The following is a 20,610-nucleotide window of genomic DNA, read 5'->3' as shown; positions in this document are numbered from 1 at the left end:
GTGGCGTCCAGCCATGCCGATTTGCGCCAGCCTCGGTTTCAAGCCTCGGGATGCGACTCGATCAGATCTTCTTCCCCGCCGAAGCCGTGCATATAGAACGCCCATTGCAGGCCGATGACGGCGCCCTTGACCGGCTGCAGCAAGACGATCGCCATGAGGATGGTCAGCGGCACCCAGATGGCGACGTGCTGCCATGTGGACAGAGTGGAGGCCGCTTCGACACCCATGAAGGCGCCGAGCACGATGTGGCCGACGATGGCCACCACCAGGTAGGCCGGCAGGTCGTCGGCGCGGTGGTGATGAAGCGCCTCGCCGCAATGATCGCATTTGTCGACGGTCTTGACGAAGGCGCGAAACAGCTTTCCCTCGCCGCAATGCGGGCAACGGCCAAGCGCGCCACGCTTCATCGCCGTCCACAGCGGGCGGGCGATCCGGCCCGAGTGCTGTTGGCCGCCGAAAACCTGTTCGTTCTTTTTCAGATCGCTTGGCATTACCGTCTCCTGCCGCGCGAGCCTGGACGCGATTGCGACGCACGGGCGCGGCCCTTGGCCTTGTGAAACGACCGTTTGGAGCCGGGCAGCGGCTTTGGGTCGGTCAGCATCTCGAAACGCATCGCGCCGGCCATAGGCGCCACCTCGATCAGGCGAACCTCGACGCGGTCGGCAAGCTGATAGCCCTTGCCGGTGCGTTCTCCGAAAAGCGATCGGGCAGTTTCGTCGTATATATAGTAATCGCCGCCCAGACTTGACACCGGAATGAAACCATCTGCGCCATACTGCGGCAATTGGACAAATAGTCCCGATTTGGTGACGCCCGAAATGCGTGCATCGAAGCGATCGTCGACACGCTCTGCCAGATAGGCGGCGATCAACCGGTCGACCGTGTCGCGCTCGGCGGCCATGGCGCGGCGCTCGGTGGCTGAGATCAGCGCAGAAACTTCTTCCAGCCGCTCCGCTTCATCCTGCGTCAGTCCGCCTGCACCGAAGCCGAGCGCGGCAATCAGCCCGCGATGCACGATCAGGTCGGCATATCTGCGGATCGGCGAGGTGAAGTGCGCATAGCGTTTCAGGTTGAGGCCGAAATGACCGATATTGCTTGGCGAATATTCGGCCTGCATCTGCGTGCGCAGCACCACCTCGTTGACCAGCCCCTCATGGTCGGCGCCGCGGACGCGATCCAGGATGCCGTTGAACTGGTTTGGCCGCATCTGGGCGCCGCGCGCCAGCGAAAGGCCAAGCGTCTGCAGGAATTCACGCAGCGATTCCTGCTTGGCCAGCGAAGGTGCGTCATGGATGCGGTAGACCAGCGCCTGTCGTTTCGCCTCCAGCGTCTCGGCCGCCGCGACATTGGCCTGGATCATGAATTCTTCGATCAGCTTGTGCGCGTCGAGCCGCTCCGGCACGACGACGCGGTCGACGGTGCCGTCCTCCTTGAGCAGGATTTTCCGCTCCGGCAGTTCGAGCTCAAGCGGCTGGCGCGTCTCACGACCGCGCTTCACCACGGCATAGGCGTCCCACAGCGGCTTCATCACCGTGTCGAGAATCGGGCCGGTCTTGTCGTCCGGCGCGCCGTCGATCGCGGCCTGCGCCTGGCGATAGGCGAGTTTTGCCGCCGATTTCATCATGATGCGGTGGAACGAATGCCTGAGCTTGCGGCCATCGGCCGAGAAGGTCATGCGGACCGCCAGCGCCGGGCGGTCCTGGCCTTCGCGCAGCGAACAAAGGTCGTTGGAGATGCGCTCCGGCAGCATCGGCACGACGCGATCCGGGAAATAGACCGAGTTGCCACGCTTCAGCGCCTCGCGGTCGAGCGCGGTGCCATAGCGCACGTAAGCGGCGACATCGGCAATCGCCACGGTAACGACCACGCCGCCGGGGTTCTTCTCGTCTGGATCTGCTGTCGCGAACACGGCGTCGTCATGGTCCTTGGCGTCGGCCGGATCGATGGTGATCAGCGGCAGGTCGCGCCAGTCTTCGCGGCCGGCCACCGTCGCCGGTTTGACCGCCTCCGCCTCGGCGATGACGTCTGCCGGGAAAATATGCGGAATGTCGTGCGCGTGGATGGCGATCATCGAGACCGCCTTTTCGCTGGTCAGCGAACCCAGCACCGCCAGCACCTTGGCCCTGGGCAGCCCGTAGCGGGAGGCCCGCGCCGGCTCGACCTCGACCAGATCGCCGTTCTTGGCGCCGTTCTGGAATTCCTTGTCGACGACCAGCTCCGGCTGGCGCCTTTCGACAGGCTCGATGCGGAAGGTACCGTCCTGCAGCACGCGAAAAACGCCGAGAACAGCATCGGTGCGCTTCTCGAAGATCTTCATCACCCGCCCGGTATAGGCAGGGCCGGTCGCATCATCGGTTGGAAAGGTCTTGGCCAGCACGCGGTCGCCAATGCCCGGTGTCGGGCCGCCGCCGCCGCGCGACACGCGTATCGCTATGACAGGAGGCTCGCCGTTGCCCACCGCTTCGGTTGGGTGCGCCAAAAGGACGCCGTCGGCATCGCGGCCAAAGATGTCGAGCACGGCGACATGGGCGAGGGAGCCGACGCGGGCGAGCCGCTTGCGCTCCTTGGTCAGCAGGCCTTCATCCTGCAAGTCGCGCAAAACGTCCTTCAGCCAGATACGGTCCTCGCCGCGCAGTGCGAACGCCTTGGCGATGTCGCGTTTGCCTGAGCGATCCGGATTTTCGGCGATATAGCGTAGGATTTCGTCGCGGGACGGCCGGTAATCATCCTTGACCTTGGCCCGGGTGTCGGCGGTGCGCAGATCGCCATGACTTCTTCCGGATACCCTGCGCGCCACGATGCACTATCCCTTTTTGTTGGCCACTTTCTTGGCCGCCATTTTTTGGGCCGCCGGTTTTTTGGCCGCAGGCTTTTTGGCAGGTGCGGCCGCTTTGCGGAAGGGCTTTCTGCCGCCATTGCCGCCCTTGGCTTCCTTTTCGGCAATCAGCGCCACCGCGTCTTCGATCGTCACCGACTGCGGGTCCTTGCCCTTCGGCAGCGTCGCATTGACCTTGCCGAAATTAACATAAGGCCCGTATTTGCCGTCACGCACGACGATCTTGCCGCCGCCCGCCGGATGCTCGCCAAGTTCCTTCAAGGCGGCGGGCGTGCCGCCATTGCGACCGCCGGGGCCTTTCAACTGCTTCTCGGCGATCACCGACACGGCGCGGTTGAGACCGATCGAGAACACGTCCTCGATGTTGTCGAGATTGGCGTAGGTGCCGTCATGCAGCACGAACGGACCGTAGCGCCCCAGCCCGGCCGAGATCATCTTGCCGGATTCCGGATGCTTGCCGACGTCGCGCGGCAGCGACAGCAGGGCGAGGGCTTTTTCGTGGTCGATCGAATCGACGGTCCAGCCCTTGGGCAGGCTGGAGCGCTTGGCTTCCTTGCCGTCGCCGCGCTGGACATAGGGCCCGAAACGACCACTGCGCAGCGTGATTTCCTCCGCTGTGTAGGGGTCCTTGCCCAGCACCTTGGTGCCATCCTCGCCATTGCCGTTTTCGGCATTGGGGTTGGCGGCGTCGCCGAGCTGGCGGGTGAAGGAGCATTCGGGATAGTTCGAGCAGCCGACAAAGGCGCCGAATTTGCCGAGCTTCAGCGACAGGTTGCCGGTGCCGCATTTCGGGCAGATCCGCGGATTTGAACCGTCTTCCCGTGCGGGAAACACCAGAGGCGCCAGTTCCTCGTTGAGGGCGTCGAGCACGTCGGTGACGCGCAATTCCTTGATGTCGGCGACGGCGCCTGAAAAATCCTTCCAGAAATCGCGCAGCACATCCTTCCAGGCGAGCTTGCCGTCGGAAATCTCGTCGAGTTTTTCCTCGAGCGAGGCGGTGAAGTCATATTCGACATAGCGCTCGAAGAAGCTCTCGAGGAAGGCCGACAACAGTCGGCCCTTGGCCTGCGGCAACAGCTTGCGCTTGTCCATGCTGACGTAGTCGCGGTCCTCCAGCGTCTTCAGGATCGCCGTGTAGGTCGACGGCCGGCCGATGCCGAGCTCTTCCAGCTTCTTGATCAGCGAGGCTTCCGAATAGCGCGGCGGCGGTTCGGTGGTGTGCTGGGTGGCGTTGATGGCCTCGCGGTCGAGCTGTTCGCCGGCACGGATCTCGGGCAGACGGCGGTCTTCCTCGTCTTCCGCATCCTCGTCCTTCTGGTCGGTATAGGCGGCAATGAAGCCATCGAAGCGAACGACCGAACCGACGGCGCGAAGCTCCGCGCTGCGGGCGCCGTTGACCGCCTCGATTTCGACCGTGGTGCGCTCGATCTCGGCTGGCTGCATCTGGCTGGCGATGGCGCGTTTCCAGACAATCTCGTAAAGCCGCGCCTGGTCGGCATCGAGATATTGCCTGACCGAAGCCGGCGTGCGCATGAAGTCGGTCGGGCGGATGGCTTCGTGCGCTTCCTGGGCGTTCTTGGCCTTGGTGGTGTAGTTGCGCGGCTTTTCGGGCAGGTATTTTGGGCCGAACTCTTTTGCGATCGCATCGCGCGCGGCTGATATCGCCTCGGGCGCCATCTGCACGCCGTCGGTTCGCATATAGGTGATCAGGCCGGTGGTCTCGCCGCCGATGTCCATGCCTTCATAGAGCCGCTGCGCCACCTGCATGGTGCGGCTTGCCGAAAAACCGAGGCGCGAGGAGGCGGCCTGCTGCAGCGTCGAGGTGGTGAAGGGCGGGCCTGGATTGCGCCTGGTCGGCTTGGCTTCGACCGACAGCGCCTTGAAGGTCGCGCCATCCAGCATCGCCTTGATGTCGTCGGCCTGCGCCTTGTTCGAAATGTCGAGCTTTTGCAGTTTCTTGCGATCGAAGGCGGTCAGCCGCGCCTCGAAATTATCCTTGCGCGGCGTGCCGAGAATGGCGGCGATCTGCCAGTATTCCTCGCGGATGAAGCGCTCGATTTCCAATTCGCGGTCGCAGACGAGGCGCAGTGCCACCGACTGGACGCGGCCGGCGGAGCGGGCGCCCGGCAGCTTGCGCCACAGCACGGGCGACAGCGTGAAGCCGACGAGATAGTCGAGCGCGCGGCGGGCGAGATAGGCGTCGACCAGCGGCGCATCGATCTGGCGCGGATTGGCCATCGCTTCCAGCACCGACGATTTGGTGATGGCGTTGAAGACGACGCGGCTGACCGGCTTGTCCTTCAGCGCGCGCTTCTGCTTCAGCACTTCCAGAACATGCCAGGAAATGGCTTCGCCCTCGCGATCCGGGTCGGTGGCGAGGATCAGGCCGTCGGCGTCCTTGACCGCCTTGGCGATGTCGGCAAGACGTTTGCTCGAGGCGGTGTCGACAGCCCAGGACATGGCAAAATCCTCGTCCGGACGCACCGAGCCATCCTTGGCCGGCAGATCGCGGACGTGGCCGAACGAGGCCAGGACCTTGTAGTTCTTTCCGAGGTACTTGTTGATTGTCTTCGCTTTGGCCGGCGATTCGACGACGACGACGTCCATGAGGTCTCATATCAGCTGTGGTGCGGCAGAAGAATTCCGCTGCGCGCGACGAAATCTCGTATAATTGTCGCTCACATGGCCGTGCTTTTGCATCCGGTCAAGGGGAAGCGCCCAAAATGCAGTCCTGCTTTGAGCGCGCAACCTAGGGATGCGTCATGTGATATCCGCTATCCTGGATAGGGAGAGCGGCTGCCCTGATCGTTGGACAAACCGGCAATGAATCCGGGAGAACGGGACAAATACTTCCGCCGATATAAGAGAAACATCGATCACGCGCCAGCCCTGGTTTGAAGAGACGGGCGGCATGATGCGACGTTGACGGGCGAGACAGGCGTGGCAAGCGGCCGTCTGCGACTTGCCACGCGATGGTGATTGGCGGATCGGCGCGGTCGCGGCTATATGGCAGCGCAAACCATCAGGAGTTCGGGAATGGCGTTGGATATCGGCTATGTCAGCGCGGTCGGGGCGGGGGCGATCTCGTTCCTGTCGCCTTGCGTGCTGCCGCTGGTGCCGCCCTATCTCTGCTATATGGCCGGCGTGTCGGTCGATGATTTCCGCGGCAATGCCGGCGTCACCGCCAAGGCCGACGCACGCGGCGCGCTGCTTTTTGCCTCGATCGCCTTTGTTCTCGGCTTCTCGACCGTCTTCGTGGCGCTGGGCGCCGGCGCCTCGACCATTGGCCGGCTGCTGCGCGTCTGGCAGGAGCCGCTGGGGATGGCGGCTGGCGTGCTGATCATCCTGATGGGTCTGAACTTTCTCGGCATATTGCGCATCCCGATGCTGTCGCGCGAGGCGCGCTTCCAGTCGCAGGGCAAGCCGGCCAGTATCGTTGCCGCCTATGTCATGGGACTGGCCTTCGCCTTCGGCTGGACACCCTGCATCGGACCGGTGCTGGGGCCGATCCTGACGCTGGCCGGCGGCCGCGAGACGGTCGGCGAGGGCGCGGCTCTGCTTGCCGCCTATTCGCTTGGCCTCGGCATACCGTTCCTGGTCGCGGCGCTGTTTTCCGGCGCCTTCATGCGCTTTCTCGCAAAATTCCGCGTCCATCTCGGCCGCGTCGAAAAGGCAATGGGCGCGCTGCTGGTCGTCGCGGGCGTGCTTTTTCTGACCGGCGGCGTGCAGGCTGCATCCTACTGGCTGCTGGAGAATTTCCCGGTGCTGGGGCAGTTGGGGTAGGTCTGTACCCGCAAACCCATGCTGGCCCACAGAATTTGACCTATACTCAATCTGCGACAAAGATACTGCTACTGAATTGGTGCCATTTTGTCTATTTCAACAACGCCTGCACACTCTCCGCCTACATGGTAGAATTTCCCTTTACCTCTGTTACCGTTTATCTTTCCGTTTAAAATATTGCTTTCTTTTTTCCCCTCGTGAACAAAGCGATGTATTATTCTTAAGGTGCCATCGCTCGCGATTTTTCCTTCCCACTTTGGGGCAGAAATCTTACCGCTTTTGATCGAAACATTTGCTGTAATCTCCCGCCACCCGCACAACGAATTGGTGGCACGTCTCGTCAAAGCCCATCTTCCGTCGAAAGCACTTAAACCGGCAGACCCTGCACCCGTGCAACGACCCTCTCGTGCCTCCATTCCGTCAGCACAAAGAAGGGGGCAGACCCTAGCCCGAATTGCTTTCAGCCCTTTTAGAAGGTCGCCCGTCGGCTCGACCGACGCGAGCTTAATCCCTTGCCGCTTCGCATAGTCGTTCAAAGCTTTCTGGCTGGCGGAACCCCATTTTCCGTCGACCTGGCCAGTAAGGCATCCGATTCGGGCCAACTCCCTCTGGGTGGAAAGAGCAAGTTCGCCGGAGCCATCAGAATCTACTGAAGACCTCTCCGGTTGGACTTCCGGATTGGGATGTTCAAGCCTGGCGACGGTCTTGACGTCGTCTGAAGCCTTTGCGACAGGCCTCCCTTGCACGCGATCTTGTTCTGCCTTTTGTCGATCAGTCGCCTGCCGTTGCAAATCGACCCGACTGTTTATTGCGTCGATCTTTAACTTGGCTAGGGCTACAAACGCGCCATTCGGATATTGCTGTAGGTACGCTTGAAAGAAACTCTTGTCCGCCGAGTCCTTGATCGTTTCCCAATAAGCGATCTCAACCGCATTGTCAGGCCCGACTGGTACCGGCGTGCGGGCGGATTCCGCCTTCGGCTCCTGAATCGGGAGAGGATTCAACACCACATCGCCCGTGAGCGAGGAATTGTCCCATGGAACTTGCTTTCCATACGTCGCTTCGAGCACATCTCGTCGCACATGAACGAGGTCGCGGGTGATATCCTGCCCCGGCGTGCCGAGATGCCTGAGCAATGCAGTTGTGAAGGGGGAGTTTCTACCTGACCCGTCGAATGCCACGTTGCCCGGCTGCGTTGCGAATGCGATGAGAGAACCGACACCGCTGCCAAGCTTGGCTAGACCCCGACCCACAGAACCGGATCGTGTTCCCATCGACCGGGCAAGATTCTCGGCGAGCGGGTTGTCCCGGCAGGCATCGAGGAAGACAAGATTGACCTTAGAAGCGCGCTCCATCGCCGCAAGAACAAGGTCCATCGGCAGTGTCTCGAAATCGAGGTCGTCATAGGACGACAGGTGAGCATCCACAGGCGCCATATAATTGTTGCCGTTAACCTGCAGGCCATGCCCGGAATAATAGAACAGCGCAATGTCCGCCCTATCGAGCTTCTTGATAAAGTTCCGTATCGTGACACGCATCCTGGCCAAATCGAGATCCAGACCGGTCACTACCTCGAAGCCCAAATCTTTCAATTTGGCGGTCATGTCGCTGGCATCGTTCGTGGGGTTAGGAAGTCCGTGTACGTTTTGGTACGCCGAATTACCCATCACCAGCGCAACGCGCCTATCTGCGAGCGCATCCGCCGAAACAGCTGTAAACAATAAGATGAGGATAAAACGAACGCTGCGCATGGCAGGAACAACTCCCCCCGAGCGAACGTATCAGATGCTAATATAACGGAAAAGACCTATCACTGGCAGGAAATGGCCAGATCATTGCCCATGCTTCCACGTAAGGAGCGTAAGTCGTGCAGGGTGGCTGTTTGAATTCATTCCATCTCCGATGCCAATTTCCGCGCAAACGCCAAGGCTTGGCGGCTGCAGCCGCTGCAAAAGCTGAAACCGGAGATGTAGGGTAACCACCTGATCGCCCGCCTAGACCTACTGATCAAAAGTCAGTTGCTCGACCACCTCACCGGAATTTAACCGCATTGGTGCAGCATGGCGCCAAATGCTAGTGAAATTCTGGGCTAGACATGCCTTGATTCCCAACCCTCTTCATACGGTCGGATTCCATGAGCCAGAGAACCTGCCTGTCCGTCATTCTCGCCGCCGGCGAAGGCACGCGCATGAAAAGCGCCGTGCCAAAAGTGCTGCACCCGATCGCTGGCCTGCCGATGGTCGCCCATGTCGTCAAGGCTGCGGAAGCCGCAGGCAGCGGCGATCTGGCGCTGGTGATCGGCCATGGCGCCGACGAGATGCGCAAGGCCACGCAAAAGTTCGCGCCGAAGGCGGAGACCTTCGTCCAGGACAAGCGGCTCGGCACGGCGCATGCCGCGCTGGCGGCTCGCGATGCGATCTCAAAGGGTTACGACGACATCCTCGTCATGTTCGGCGATACGCCGCTGATCGATCCGGAGGTGCTGACGGCTGCGCGCCTGAAGCTGACTGATGGCGCTGCCGTCGTTGTGGTCGGCTTCCGCAGCTCAAATCCGTCCGGCTATGGCCGGCTGATCGAAAAGGGCGGCAAGCTCATCGCCATCCGCGAGGAAAAGGACTGCACCGACGAGGAGAAGAAAATCACCTTCTGCAATGGCGGGCTGATGGCGGTTGCAGGCAAGCACGCGCTGCAGCTGCTCGACCAGGTCGGCAACGACAACGCCAAGGGCGAATATTACCTCACCGACATCGTCGAGATCGCAAGCGGGCAAGGCCTTAATGTCATCGCCGCAGAAGCCGGCTTTGAGAATGTGCTCGGCATCAACAACCGTGCCGAACTCGCTGCGGCGGAAGGCATCTGGCAGGCGCGCCGGCGGCGCGAAGCCATGCTCTCCGGGGTTTCCCTCATCGCGCCCGAAACCGTATTCTTTTCATACGATACCGAGATCGGCGCCGATACGATCGTTGAGCCCAATGTCTGGTTCGGACCGGGCGTGACAATCGCCACCGGCGCCAGGATCCATGCCTTCAGCCATATTGAGGGCGCCACGATCGCTTCGAATTGCGATGTCGGCCCGTTTGCACGGCTGCGGCCGGGCGCCGATCTCCGGCAAAAAGCCAAGGTCGGCAATTTCTGCGAGGTCAAGCAGGCGACGGTCGAGGAGGGCGCCAAGGTCAATCACCTGACCTATATCGGCGATGCTCGCGTCGGCGCCGGCGCCAACATCGGCGCTGGAACCATCACCTGCAATTATGACGGCTACTCGAAGTTCTTCACCGATATCGGCGAGGGCGCTTTCGTCGGCTCGAATTCGTCGCTGGTGGCGCCTGTCACAATCGGCAAGGGCGGCTACATCGCTTCGGGCAGCGTGATCACCGAAAGCGTGCCCGACGATGCGCTCGCCTTCGGCCGCGCCCGCCAGAGGACGCTGCCCGGCAAGGGCAAGGAATTGCGCGAGCGTTTTGCTTCGGCTGCGGCTGCCCGGAAAAAAGGCTAGCCTGGCTGCGGTAATCGGATTGCCAGCGCACTCGGTCATGGTGCATCTGTGCAGAACCGTTCCGGCTGATACGGAACAAAACGCAATGTGATTTTCGCGGCAGCCCGGCCAACCCTAAATAGCGCCGGGTTTTCATGCCGGAATCGGGGGCAACGTCTATGTGCGGTATCGTCGGAATCGTCAGTCACTCGCCGGTCGCGCCACTGATCGTCGATGCGCTGAAAAGGCTCGAGTATCGCGGTTATGATTCGGCCGGCGTCGCCACCGTCGAGCACGGCCAGCTGGCGCGTCGCCGCGCCGAGGGCAAGCTGATCAATCTCGAACGCCGGCTGAAGGACGAACCGCTCGACGGCATGATAGGCATCGGCCATACGCGCTGGGCGACGCATGGCGTGCCCAACGAGACCAATGCGCATCCGCATTTTTCCGACGGCGTCGCCATCGTCCACAACGGCATCATCGAGAATTTCGCCGAATTGCGCGACGAACTGATGCGCGACGGCTACACATTTTCATCGCAGACCGATACCGAGGTCGTCGCACACCTGGTGGGGCGCGAACTGGCCAGGGGCCTGCAGCCGGTCGAGGCCGCGCACCAGGCGCTGAAGCGGCTGGAAGGCGCCTTTGCGCTGGCCATCATGTTCACGGGAGACGAGGATCTCATCGTTGGCGCGCGCAACGGCCCGCCGCTGGCCGTAGGCCATGGCGATGGCGAGATGTTTTTGGGCTCCGACGCCATCGCGCTTGCCCCCTTCACCAATTCGATCACCTATCTGGAGGATGGCGACTGGGCGGTGGTGCGCCGCAACGACGTCGCCATCTTCGACATGGACGGCAACAAGGTCGACCGCAAGCGCCAGCAGTCGCTCAGCACCAGCTTCATGGTCGACAAGGGCAACCGGCGCCATTTCATGGAGAAGGAAATCCATGAACAGCCCGAGGTGATCTCGCACACGCTGGCGCATTATGTGGATTTCGTTGGCGGCGTCTCGAAGCCGCTCGACTTGCCGTTCGATTTCGCCAAAATCGACCGGCTGGCGATTTCGGCCTGCGGCACTGCCTATCTGGCCGGCCTGATCAGCAAATACTGGTTCGAGCGCTATGCGCGGCTGCCGGTCGACATCGATGTCGCTTCGGAATTCCGTTACCGTGAAATGCCGCTGTCGAAGACAGACGCCGCCTTCTTCATCTCGCAATCGGGCGAGACCGCCGACACGCTAGCCTCGCTGCGCTATTGCCGCAAAGCGGGCATGAAGATCGGCGCGGTCGTCAATGTCCGCGAATCGACGATGGCGCGTGAATCCGACGTTATCCTGCCGACGCTGGCCGGGCCGGAGATCGGCGTCGCCTCGACCAAGGCCTTCACCTGTCAATTGTCGGTGCTGGCCTCGCTTGCCGTGCGGGCCGGCGTGGCGCGCGGTACGATTTCGCAGGAACAGGAAACGACGCTGGTCCGCCAACTGTCGGAAGCGCCGCGCTATGCCAACCAGGTCCTGAAACTCGACGGCCAGATCGAAAAGGTCGCGCGCGACCTCTCGCACTACAAGAACGTGCTCTATCTTGGCCGCGATACCAATTTCCCGCTGGCCATGGAAGGCGCGCTGAAGCTCAAGGAAATCTCCTATATCCATGCCGAGGGCTATGCTGCCGGCGAGCTGAAGCACGGGCCGATCGCGCTGATCGACGAGAACATGCCGGTGATCGTCATTGCCCCGCATGACCGGATTTTTGAAAAAACCGTGTCGAACATGCAGGAAGTGGCGGCGCGGGGCGGCAAGATCATCCTGATCACCGACAGCAAGGGTGCCGCGCACGCCACGGTGAAGACGATGGAGACGATCGTGCTGCCGGACGTGCCGGAAATCATCTCGCCGATCATCTACGCGCTGCCGATCCAGATGCTGGCCTATTTCACCGCGGTGTTCATGGGCACCGACGTCGACCAGCCGCGCAACCTGGCGAAATCGGTGACGGTGGAATAGGCGTGGTTTAAAAAATTCGCAGTTCCAAAGCCGGATGCGGTTCATTAATGTCGCGCCGCAATCAGCGCTGCGGTGAACCATGTCCGATGCTTCCAAGACCTCAGGCATGACCCGGCTGCGGAATTACTTTCTGACAGGCTTTGTCGTCTGCGCGCCGCTGGCGATCACCGCCTACATCGCCTGGTCGTTCATCGGCTGGGTCGATTCCTGGGTGAAACCCTATATTCCGGCGCGTTACAACCCCGATAGCTATCTGCCGGCGCCGGTTCCGGGATTCGGGCTGATTGTCGCCTTGATCCTGATCACCCTGATCGGTTTCCTGACCGCCAATATCGTCGGCCGGGCTATCGTCCTGTTCGGCGAGCGGCTGCTCGGCCGCATGCCGCTGGTGCGCGGCATCTATGGGTCGCTGAAGCAGATCTTCGAGACCGTGCTGTCGAACAAGGGCGACATGTTCCGCCAGGTCGGGCTGGTCGAATACCCGCGCAAGGGCGTCTGGTCGCTGGTCTTCGTTGCCAGCGAGAAGGAAACCGAGATCAACCAGAAGCTCGACCAGGAGGGTGATCCGCTGATCGCGGTGTTCATGCCGTGCACGCCCAACCCGACCACCGGCTTCCTGATGTATGTGCCGAAATCCGATATCGTGCTGCTCGACATGACGATCGAGGACGGCGCCAAGCTGATCGTTTCGGCAGGGCTGGTGGCGCCGGCGGTCAAGACGAACATGGTGACGTTGAACGGCAAGCCGATCGGCGGCCAGATCGGCAATCCGCCGGTGGATGCCGAGCCTCAGCCGGCGCGCAAGAGCCGCACCGCCTCGTCGCGTCCGAACAAATAGAGCAGCATGCGAAGGGCGGCGCCGCGTTCGGATTGCAGTTCCGGATCGCGCGACAGGATCAGCCGCGCGTCGTCGCGAGCGGCTTCGAGCAGGTCGGCATGCGCCTCGATGCGCGCCACCTGGAAGCCAGGGGTGCCGGACTGGCGGGTGCCGAGCAACTCGCCTTCGCCGCGCAGCTTCAGATCCTCCTCGGCGATGCGAAACCCATCCTCGGTTTCGCGCATCACCGACAGCCGGCGCGTTGCCGTCTCGCCGAGCGGATCCTTGTAGAGCAGCACGCAGGACGACGGTTTTTCGCCGCGACCGACCCGGCCGCGCAACTGGTGCAACTGAGCGAGGCCGAAGCGCTCGGCATGCTCGATGACCATGATCGTCGCATCCGGCACATCGACGCCGACCTCGATGACCGTGGTGGCGATCAGGATGCGTGTCTCGCCGGCCTTGAAGGCGCGCATCGCCTCGTCTTTTTCGGCGCCCTTCATGCGGCCGTGCACCAGGCCGATCCGGTCGCCGAACAGCGGCTTCAAGGAGGCAAAACGGTCCTCCGCCGACATCAGCTTGATCTCTTCGGACTCCTCGACCAGCGGACAGATCCAATAGATCTTCTGGCCGTCGGCGACTGCGTCGCGCATGCGGCCGACAAGTTCGTCGAGCCGCTCGAGCGGCAGGGTGACGGTGCGGATCGGCTGGCGCCCGGCCGGTTTTTCCGTCAGCTTCGACACATCCATGTCGCCGAAAGCAGTCAGCACCAGCGTGCGCGGGATCGGCGTCGCCGTCATCACCAGCATGTCGGGCGCGTCGCCCTTGGCGGTGATGGCCAGCCGCTGGTGGACGCCAAACCGGTGCTGTTCGTCGATGACGGCGAGGACGAGGTCGTGGAACGTCACCGTTTGCTGGAACAGCGCATGGGTGCCGACGACGATGTCGATCTCGCCACTGGCCAGGCCGGTCAGCGTCTCGGCGCGCTCGCGGCCCTTTTCGCGGCCGGTGAGGATGGCGATGCGCAGGCCGGCTTGTTCCGCCAACGGCGCAATCGTCGCAAGATGCTGACGCGCCAAAATTTCGGTCGGCGCCATCAATGCCGCCTGGCCGCCGGCCTCGACAGCGCGCGCCATGGCGAGCAGCGCGACAACCGTCTTGCCTGACCCGACATCACCCTGCAGAAGGCGCAGCATGCGTTCGGGGTCACCGAGATCGGCATTGATTTCGGCAAGCGCCATTTCCTGCGAATTGGTCAGCGAATAGGGAAGGGCGGCGCGCAGCTTTTCGACGAAGCGGCCGTCGCCGACCAGCGGCCGGCCGGACAGGCGGCGGACTTTTGCGCGCACCAGCGCCAGCGACACCTGGCCTGCCAGAAACTCGTCATAGGCGAGACGCCGCCAGGCCGCGCCGTCGACGGACACGTCGATCGGGTCGGCGGGATTGTGGATGCGGGAGAGAGCATCACCGAAGGCGGGAAAGCTGCGGCGGCGCAGAAACTCACCCTCCTGCCATTCCGGCAGCACCGGCAAGCGAGCGAGCGCCTGGCCGATTGCCCGGCGCAGCACTTTTCCCGAGAGGCCGGCGGTGAGCGGATAGACCGGCTCGACCAGCGGCAGGTTTTCCACTTCGCTGGCCAGCGCGATGTGGTCGGGATGAACCATGGTCGGGCGGCCGTTGAACCATTCCATGCGGCCGGAGACCACGACATGCTCGCCCTCCGGCATCGCCTTTTCGAGATAGGCGGCATGCGCATGGAAGAACGTCAGCGCGATCTCGCCGGTGTCGTCATGGGCGTAAACCCGGTACGGCACCGATCGGTTGCCGCGCGGCGGCGGCTGGTGGTGATCGATGCGCACTTCGAGGGTGACGATCGCGCCTTCGACCGAACCGGCGATGCCCGGCCGGTTGCGGCGGTCGATCACCGAATGCGGCAGCACGAACAGAAGATCGCCGGCACGTGCGGGGCGGCGGTCGCCGAGATCGGCCGGCACGATTTTCTCGATCAGGGCGCCGACCTTCGGCCCGACGCCGGCAAGCGAGGTGATCGGGACAAACATCGGATCGAGGAGGGAAGGTCTCACGGGTGAGAGACCACGCGATGTCGGCGCTCACCCCCCTCTGGCCTGCCGGCCATCTCCCCCTCAAGGGGGGAGATCGGCAGCTTTGCCGACAGCGTGCCTTCTACAGCATTGGAGATTTGCGAAAGCAGAAACAACATCCAATCTCCCCCCTTGAGGGGGAGATGTCCGGCAGGACAGAGGGGGGTCTTAGCGCCGACGGTGTCAGGAGTGTATGTCACACCGGGATGTTAGACACCCGCCGGACCGTTGCAAGGCTGACACCGCGCTCTATCCACGCTATATGCGCCGCTTCAGGCAAGGATGCTGGACAATGACCGGAACAAGACGATCAAGCGAGGGGCTCGACGCCCGCCGCCGCAAGCTTCTGTTTCGATCCTGGCATCGCGGCATGCGCGAAATGGACCTTATTCTCGGCAGTTTCGCAGACGACGAGATCGGCGGCTTGACCGGCGACGAACTCGACCAATATGAGAGGCTCCTCGAAATTGCCGACACCGAATTCCTGCCCGTGATCACCGGCGAGCGGCCGATTCCGGCTGACATCGACTGTGCCGTCCTGCAAAAAATCCTGGCGTCGCGCCAGGCGATGACATTCTGAAATACGTGATTCCATGAGCCTGATCCCCACAATCGGCCTGCCGAAAGGCCGCGCCGGCCAGTTCATCGTCGACGGCGTCGCCGATGGTTACGAAGCCTTCGCGCTGGTGCAGGCCGCGCACGAGATCGCGCCCGACAAGCCGGTGCTGTTCGTGGCACGTGACGGCCAGCGCCTGCCTGCGATCGTCGAGGCGCTTTCCTTCGCCGCGCCTGGCCTGCCGGTGCTCGGACTGCCGGCCTGGGATTGTCTGCCCTATGACCGCGTTTCGCCCGGCTCGGATGCAGCCGCGCGGCGCCTGGACGCGCTCACCGCGATGATCGCGTTGGCAAAAAACCCGCACCGCGCCGTCATCCTGACCACCGCCAACGCGCTGCTGCAGCGCATTCCGCCGGCAAGCCTTGTCGAGGCGCAGACATTTCACGCCAAACCCGGCAACCAGATCGACATGAACGCACTGGCGTCGCGGCTGGAGATATCAGGCTTCGAGCGGGTGCCGACCGTGCGCGGCGTCGGCGAGTTCGCCGTGCGCGGCGGCATTCTGGACCTGTTGGCGCCGGGCTGGACGGAAGCGCTCAGGCTCGATTTCTTCGGCGATACGCTGGAATCGATCCGCGTCTTCGACGCCGCCACGCAGCGCACCACCGGCCAGCGCAAGTCGATGGCGCTGCAGGCGATGAGCGAAGTGGCGCTGACGCCGGAGACCATCAGCCGCTTCCGCCGCTCCTACATCGACGCTTTTGGCGCGCCCTCGCGTGACGATGGGCTCTATGCGGCGGTCAGCGAGGGACGGCGTTTTGCCGGCATGGAGCACTGGCTGCCGTTCTTCTACGAGCGGCTGGAGACGGTGTTCGACTATCTGCCGGACACGCCTGTCGTGTTCGATCATCTGGCGCATGAGGCGCTGGCGGAGCGCCATGCGCTGATCCTCGACCATTACGAGGCGCGCAGGAAGCAGGCCGACGGCGCGCTGAAGGACGCCGTCCCCTATAAGCCGGTGCCGCCCGACCTGCTTTATCTGTCGCCGGAAAACCTCATCGCCTCGCTTGGCCCGCGCGAGGCGATCGACTTCACGCCGTTCGACGCGCCCGACGCCGGCGCCAGGAAAATCTTCCATGCCGGGTCGCGGCACGGCCGCAGCTTCGTCGAGGAACGCGCCGACCCCAACGTCAACGTCTTCGACGTCGTTGTAAAACACATCGCCGACGAGCGCGCCGCCCGCCGTCGCGTCGTCGTCGCCGGCTGGACCGAAGGTTCGCTCGACCGGCTCGGCCAGATCCTGGCCGAGCATCATCTCGGCAACCTCGAGCCGGTGGCTACGCTGGCCGAGGCGGAAAAGCTCGAACCGGGGCAGGCGGGACTTGCCGTGCTGCCGCTCGAATCCGGCTTCGAGACCGAGAAACTGGTCGTCGTCGCCGAGCAGGACATTCTGGGCGACCGGCTCATCCGTCGCTCGAAGCGCAAGAAGCGCCCTTCCGATTTCATCGCCGAGGCCTCGGCTTTGTCCTCCGGCGACATCGTCGTCCATAGCGACCACGGTATTGGCCGCTTCATCGGGCTGCGCACCATCGAGGCGATCGGCGCACCGCATGATTGCCTCGAAATCCATTACGCCGGCGACGACCGGCTGTTCCTGCCGGTGGAGAACATCGAGCTTTTGTCGCGCTATGGCTCGGATTCGGCCGAAGCGACATTGGACAAGCTTGGCGGCGGCGCCTGGCAGTCCAGAAAAGCGCGGCTGAAGCGGCGGCTGCTCGACATGGCCGGGCAGTTGATCCGCATCGCCGCCGAGCGGCATATGCGCGCTGCCCCTTCGCTGGTGCCGGCAGACGGTCTCTATGACGAATTCGCCGCGCGGTTTCCCTATGAGGAGACCGACGACCAGCAGACGGCGATCGATTCGGTGATGGGCGACCTGGGCGCCGGCAAGCCGATGGATCGGCTGATCTGCGGCGATGTCGGCTTCGGCAAGACCGAGGTCGCACTTCGCGCCGCCTTCATTGCGGCGATGGAAGGCTTTCAGGTCGCGGTGGTGGTGCCGACGACGCTGTTGTCGCGCCAGCATTTCAAGACCTTCTCGCAGCGCTTCTCCGGCCTGCCGATCCGCGTCGCCCAGGCCTCGCGGCTGGTCGGCGCCAAGGAACTGGCAGAGGCCAAGAAAGGCATCGCCGACGGCACCGTCGACATCGTCATCGGCACTCACGCGCTGCTCGGCTCGTCGATCTCGTTCAAGAATCTCGGCCTGTTGATCATCGACGAGGAACAGCATTTTGGCGTCAAGCACAAGGAACGGCTGAAGGACCTGAAGAGCGACGTGCATGTGCTGACGCTGTCGGCGACGCCGATCCCGCGCACGCTGCAACTGGCATTGACCGGGGTGCGCGAACTGTCGCTGATCGCCACGCCGCCGGTCGACCGCCTGGCTGTGCGCACCTTCATCTCGCCCTTCGACCCGCTGGTCATCCGCGAGACCCTGCTGCGGGAACGCTACCGCGGCGGTCATTCCTTCTATGTCGTGCCGCGCATCAGCGATCTGGCGGAAATTCATGATTTCCTTCGTGAATCCGTGCCCGAGCTAAAGGTGGCTGTCGCTCACGGCCAGATGCCGCCCGGCGAGCTCGACGACATCATGAACGCCTTCTACGACGGCCAGTACGATGTGCTGTTGTCGACCACCATCGTCGAATCCGGCCTCGATATCCCGACCGCCAACACGCTGATCGTGCATCGCGCCGACATGTTCGGCCTGTCGCAGCTCTACCAGCTGCGCGGCCGCGTCGGCCGCTCGAAGGTGCGCGCCTATGCGCTGTTCACGCTGCCGGCCAACCGCAAGCTGACCGATACCGCCGAGCGCCGGCTGAAGGTGCTGCAGTCGCTCGACACGCTCGGCGCCGGTTTCCAACTCGCCAGCCACGATCTCGACATCCGCGGTGCCGGCAATCTTCTCGGCGAGGAGCAGTCCGGCCACATCAAGGAGGTCGGCTTCGAGCTCTACCAGCAGATGCTGGAAGAGGCCGTCGCCGAGGTCAAGGATTCCGGCGAGGTGCAGGATGGCGGCTGGTCGCCGCAGATCGCCGTCGGCACGGCGGTGATGATCCCCGAAAGCTATGTTCCGGACCTGCAGCTGCGGCTGGCGCTCTACCGCCGCCTCGGCGATCTCGAAAACACCGAGGAGATCGACGCTTTCGGCGCCGAGCTGATCGACCGCTTCGGACCGCTGCCGGAGGAAGTGAAGCATCTGTTGAAGATCGTCTTCATCAAGGCGCTGTGCCGCAAGGCCAATGTCGAAAAGCTCGATGCCGGGCCAAAGGGCGTCGTCATCCATTTCCGCAAGCGCGAGTTCTCCAACCCCGTCGGGCTGGTCACCTTCATCGGCGAGCAGGGTTCGCTGGCCAAGATCCGGCCGGACCACAGCGTCGTTTTCGTCCGCGACTGGCCGACACCTGAAAAGCGGCTGGCCGGTTCAGCGGTCGTCATGACGCAGCTGGCAAGGCTGGTGGAGAAGGCGGCTTAGCGCGGCTCAGCTGGCTCCCCCTTCTCCCCTAGTGAGGGCTTTGCACAGAATCGGATTGGTGATTCCGTGGGCAAGGAAGAGAGGGAGATGATTCGGATGGTCGATCGTGTTCTTGGTCAACTGAGTCTGGCGGACGGGCTGGCGTGGTCGGATACGACGCAGCTCGACCAGATTGCGACCGTCATCGACTGGATGCCGATCCGGGCACTTCTTGGTCAGCGCAGCGGGCCGGGCAAGGGCAACACCAGCTATCCAGCCGAGACATTGCTGCGCTGTCTGTTTTTGGGCGTGTGGAACAATCTCAGCGACCCCGCCCTTGAGATGCAACTGCGCGACCGGCTGTCGTTCCGCCGCTTTGCCGGCTTCAGCCTGTCGGACCGCACGCCGGACCATTCGACGCTGTGGCGCTTCCGCGAAGAGCTGAAGCGCGACGGGCTGATTGATCGGGTGTTCGAAGAGATCACCCGGCAGTTTGAGCAGAAGGGCCTGATCCTCAAGCGCGGCACGCTGATTGATGCATCGTTCATGCGGGCCGCCGCCCGCCCACCGGCGAAGCCGAAGAAGGGTGAGGAGACGTCGGCGAGGCCATCGGCCGACCCCGATGCGCGTTGGGGACGCAAGGGCAAAAAGACGGTGTTCGGCTATAAGGTGCACAACGGCGTCGACGAGGCTCACACGCTGATCCGGCGGATGCACTTCACCGATGCTTCGATCACCGACACCGAGCCGGCCGACACGTTGATCTGCGGCGACGAGGAGGCGGCCTATGGCGACCAGGCCTATTACACCCATGCCCGGCATGCCCGGCTTAAGCAGGCCGGCATCAAGGACCGGTTGATGCATCGGCCCAACAAGCACCATCCGCTGACGCCGCGCCAGAAGCAGCGCAACCGCCTGATCTCCAAGGTGCGGGCGGCGGTGGAGCGGCCGTTTGCGGTGTTCAAGCAGCGCTACGGCATGCGGCGGCCGCGCTTCTTCAACCTGGCGACCAACCGGACGCAGTGTGCTTGCCGGCTGCAGCTACAATCTGCAACGGGCGACCGCCGTTCTCTTCCCGGTGAGGAAGCCGGCATGAGGGGGCGGAGTCTGCCCAAAATCCGCCGAGGGGGGCCAATTGGGCCCCCGAGGCGGCAAAAATGCCCTGCAACCGGGCGAATGTGGCTTGATTGCGGTTCAAAAAACGCCCCATGCGCCATCTGCGTCAAACTTCGGCCCCCGTGCAAAGCCCTCCTTGTGGGAGAAGGTGGCCGCGAAGCGGTCGGATGAGGGGTGTTCCAGCTTGGCAACCGTGCTCCGGCCAACACCCCTCATCCGTCTTGGCGCTGCGCGCCAATCCACCTTCTCCCACAAGGGGAGAAGGAAAGACAGGCGGCGAGCTTGCGCCATTCGCCACCACCGAAATTCCGGTCTAGAATAGGAAATCGGCTTCGTGTATGGAGCCGCGATCCCGTATTGGGGCGAAATGGCGGGCTATAACACCCGCTGGAAGGAATTTTGGGTGCA

The 20,610-nt window shown here is 63.0% G+C and carries 12 protein-coding genes; 7 read left to right on the top strand and 5 right to left on the bottom strand.

The features are described from left to right. Positions 1-38: 38 nt before the first annotated feature. Genes AC0L2M_RS16000 through topA form a run of 3 tightly spaced genes read right to left on the bottom strand, consistent with a single transcriptional unit; the run spans position 39 to position 5,443 of the window. Complete coding sequence (locus tag AC0L2M_RS16000; protein WP_128244821.1) at positions 39-491, bottom strand: DUF983 domain-containing protein; 453 nt, start codon at positions 489-491, stop codon at positions 39-41. Further along, positions 491-2,797 carry a ribonuclease R gene (gene rnr, locus AC0L2M_RS15995; protein WP_128244822.1) on the bottom strand — a complete coding sequence of 769 codons (2,307 nt, stop codon included), beginning with the start codon at positions 2,795-2,797 and terminating at the stop codon, positions 491-493. The genes AC0L2M_RS16000 and rnr overlap by 1 nt, the downstream gene beginning before the upstream one ends. Positions 2,798-2,803: 6 nt before the next feature. Continuing rightward, positions 2,804-5,443 (bottom strand): type I DNA topoisomerase, encoded by a 2,640-nt coding sequence (topA, locus tag AC0L2M_RS15990; RefSeq protein ID WP_128168997.1) that lies wholly within the window; start codon positions 5,441-5,443, stop codon positions 2,804-2,806. A 429-nt stretch (positions 5,444-5,872) separates the two neighbouring features. On the opposite strand from topA, the gene AC0L2M_RS15985 reads away from it, so the two are divergent. Beyond that, positions 5,873-6,619, top strand: a complete 747-nt coding sequence (locus AC0L2M_RS15985; protein ID WP_023801091.1) for a cytochrome c biogenesis CcdA family protein — start codon at positions 5,873-5,875, stop codon at positions 6,617-6,619. A gap of 68 nt (positions 6,620-6,687) precedes the next feature. Here the strand turns inward: AC0L2M_RS15985 and AC0L2M_RS15980 are convergent, their stop codons facing one another. Continuing rightward, a complete protein-coding gene (locus tag AC0L2M_RS15980) occupies positions 6,688-8,370 on the bottom strand; it encodes a caspase family protein (RefSeq protein WP_473535323.1) in 1,683 nt (560 codons plus the stop codon). Positions 8,371-8,753: 383 nt separating this feature from the next. On the opposite strand from AC0L2M_RS15980, the gene glmU reads away from it, so the two are divergent. The 3 genes from glmU to AC0L2M_RS15965 all read left to right on the top strand — a co-directional run bounded on the left by glmU (position 8,754) and on the right by AC0L2M_RS15965 (position 12,935). After that, on the top strand, positions 8,754-10,115 hold the full coding sequence (gene glmU / locus AC0L2M_RS15975; RefSeq protein WP_023801093.1) for a bifunctional UDP-N-acetylglucosamine diphosphorylase/glucosamine-1-phosphate N-acetyltransferase GlmU: 1,362 nt from the start codon (positions 8,754-8,756) through the stop codon (positions 10,113-10,115). A 158-nt stretch (positions 10,116-10,273) separates the two neighbouring features. Then, positions 10,274-12,097, top strand: a complete 1,824-nt coding sequence (gene glmS, locus AC0L2M_RS15970) for a glutamine--fructose-6-phosphate transaminase (isomerizing) (protein WP_128168999.1) — start codon at positions 10,274-10,276, stop codon at positions 12,095-12,097. Positions 12,098-12,176: 79 nt separating this feature from the next. After that, entirely contained in the window at positions 12,177-12,935 is a 759-nt protein-coding gene (locus tag AC0L2M_RS15965) for a DUF502 domain-containing protein (RefSeq protein ID WP_031255660.1), read from the top strand. Here the strand turns inward: AC0L2M_RS15965 and recG are convergent. Then, positions 12,887-14,974: an ATP-dependent DNA helicase RecG gene (recG, locus tag AC0L2M_RS15960; protein ID WP_473535369.1), complete on the bottom strand. Its 2,088-nt coding sequence runs from the start codon at positions 14,972-14,974 to the stop codon at positions 12,887-12,889. The two genes, AC0L2M_RS15965 and recG, sit on opposite strands and share 49 nt — an antisense overlap. A gap of 334 nt (positions 14,975-15,308) precedes the next feature. Here recG and AC0L2M_RS15955 point away from each other — a divergent pair, with 334 nt between their 5' ends. From AC0L2M_RS15955 to AC0L2M_RS15945, 3 genes are all read left to right on the top strand, one after another. Beyond that, a complete protein-coding gene (locus tag AC0L2M_RS15955) occupies positions 15,309-15,596 on the top strand; it encodes an FAD assembly factor SdhE (RefSeq protein ID WP_473535322.1) in 288 nt (95 codons plus the stop codon). Positions 15,597-15,609: 13 nt separating this feature from the next. After that, positions 15,610-19,107, top strand: a complete 3,498-nt coding sequence (gene mfd, locus AC0L2M_RS15950; RefSeq protein ID WP_023801099.1) for a transcription-repair coupling factor — start codon at positions 15,610-15,612, stop codon at positions 19,105-19,107. A gap of 96 nt (positions 19,108-19,203) precedes the next feature. Further along, a complete protein-coding gene (locus tag AC0L2M_RS15945; RefSeq protein WP_473535321.1) occupies positions 19,204-20,373 on the top strand; it encodes an IS5 family transposase in 1,170 nt (389 codons plus the stop codon). Positions 20,374-20,610 lie beyond the last annotated feature (237 nt).

The organism is Mesorhizobium sp. WSM4806, from assembly GCF_055811635.1.
The sequence above is the reverse complement of the archived record's forward strand: the minus strand, read 5'-3'. Positions and strand labels throughout refer to the sequence as shown.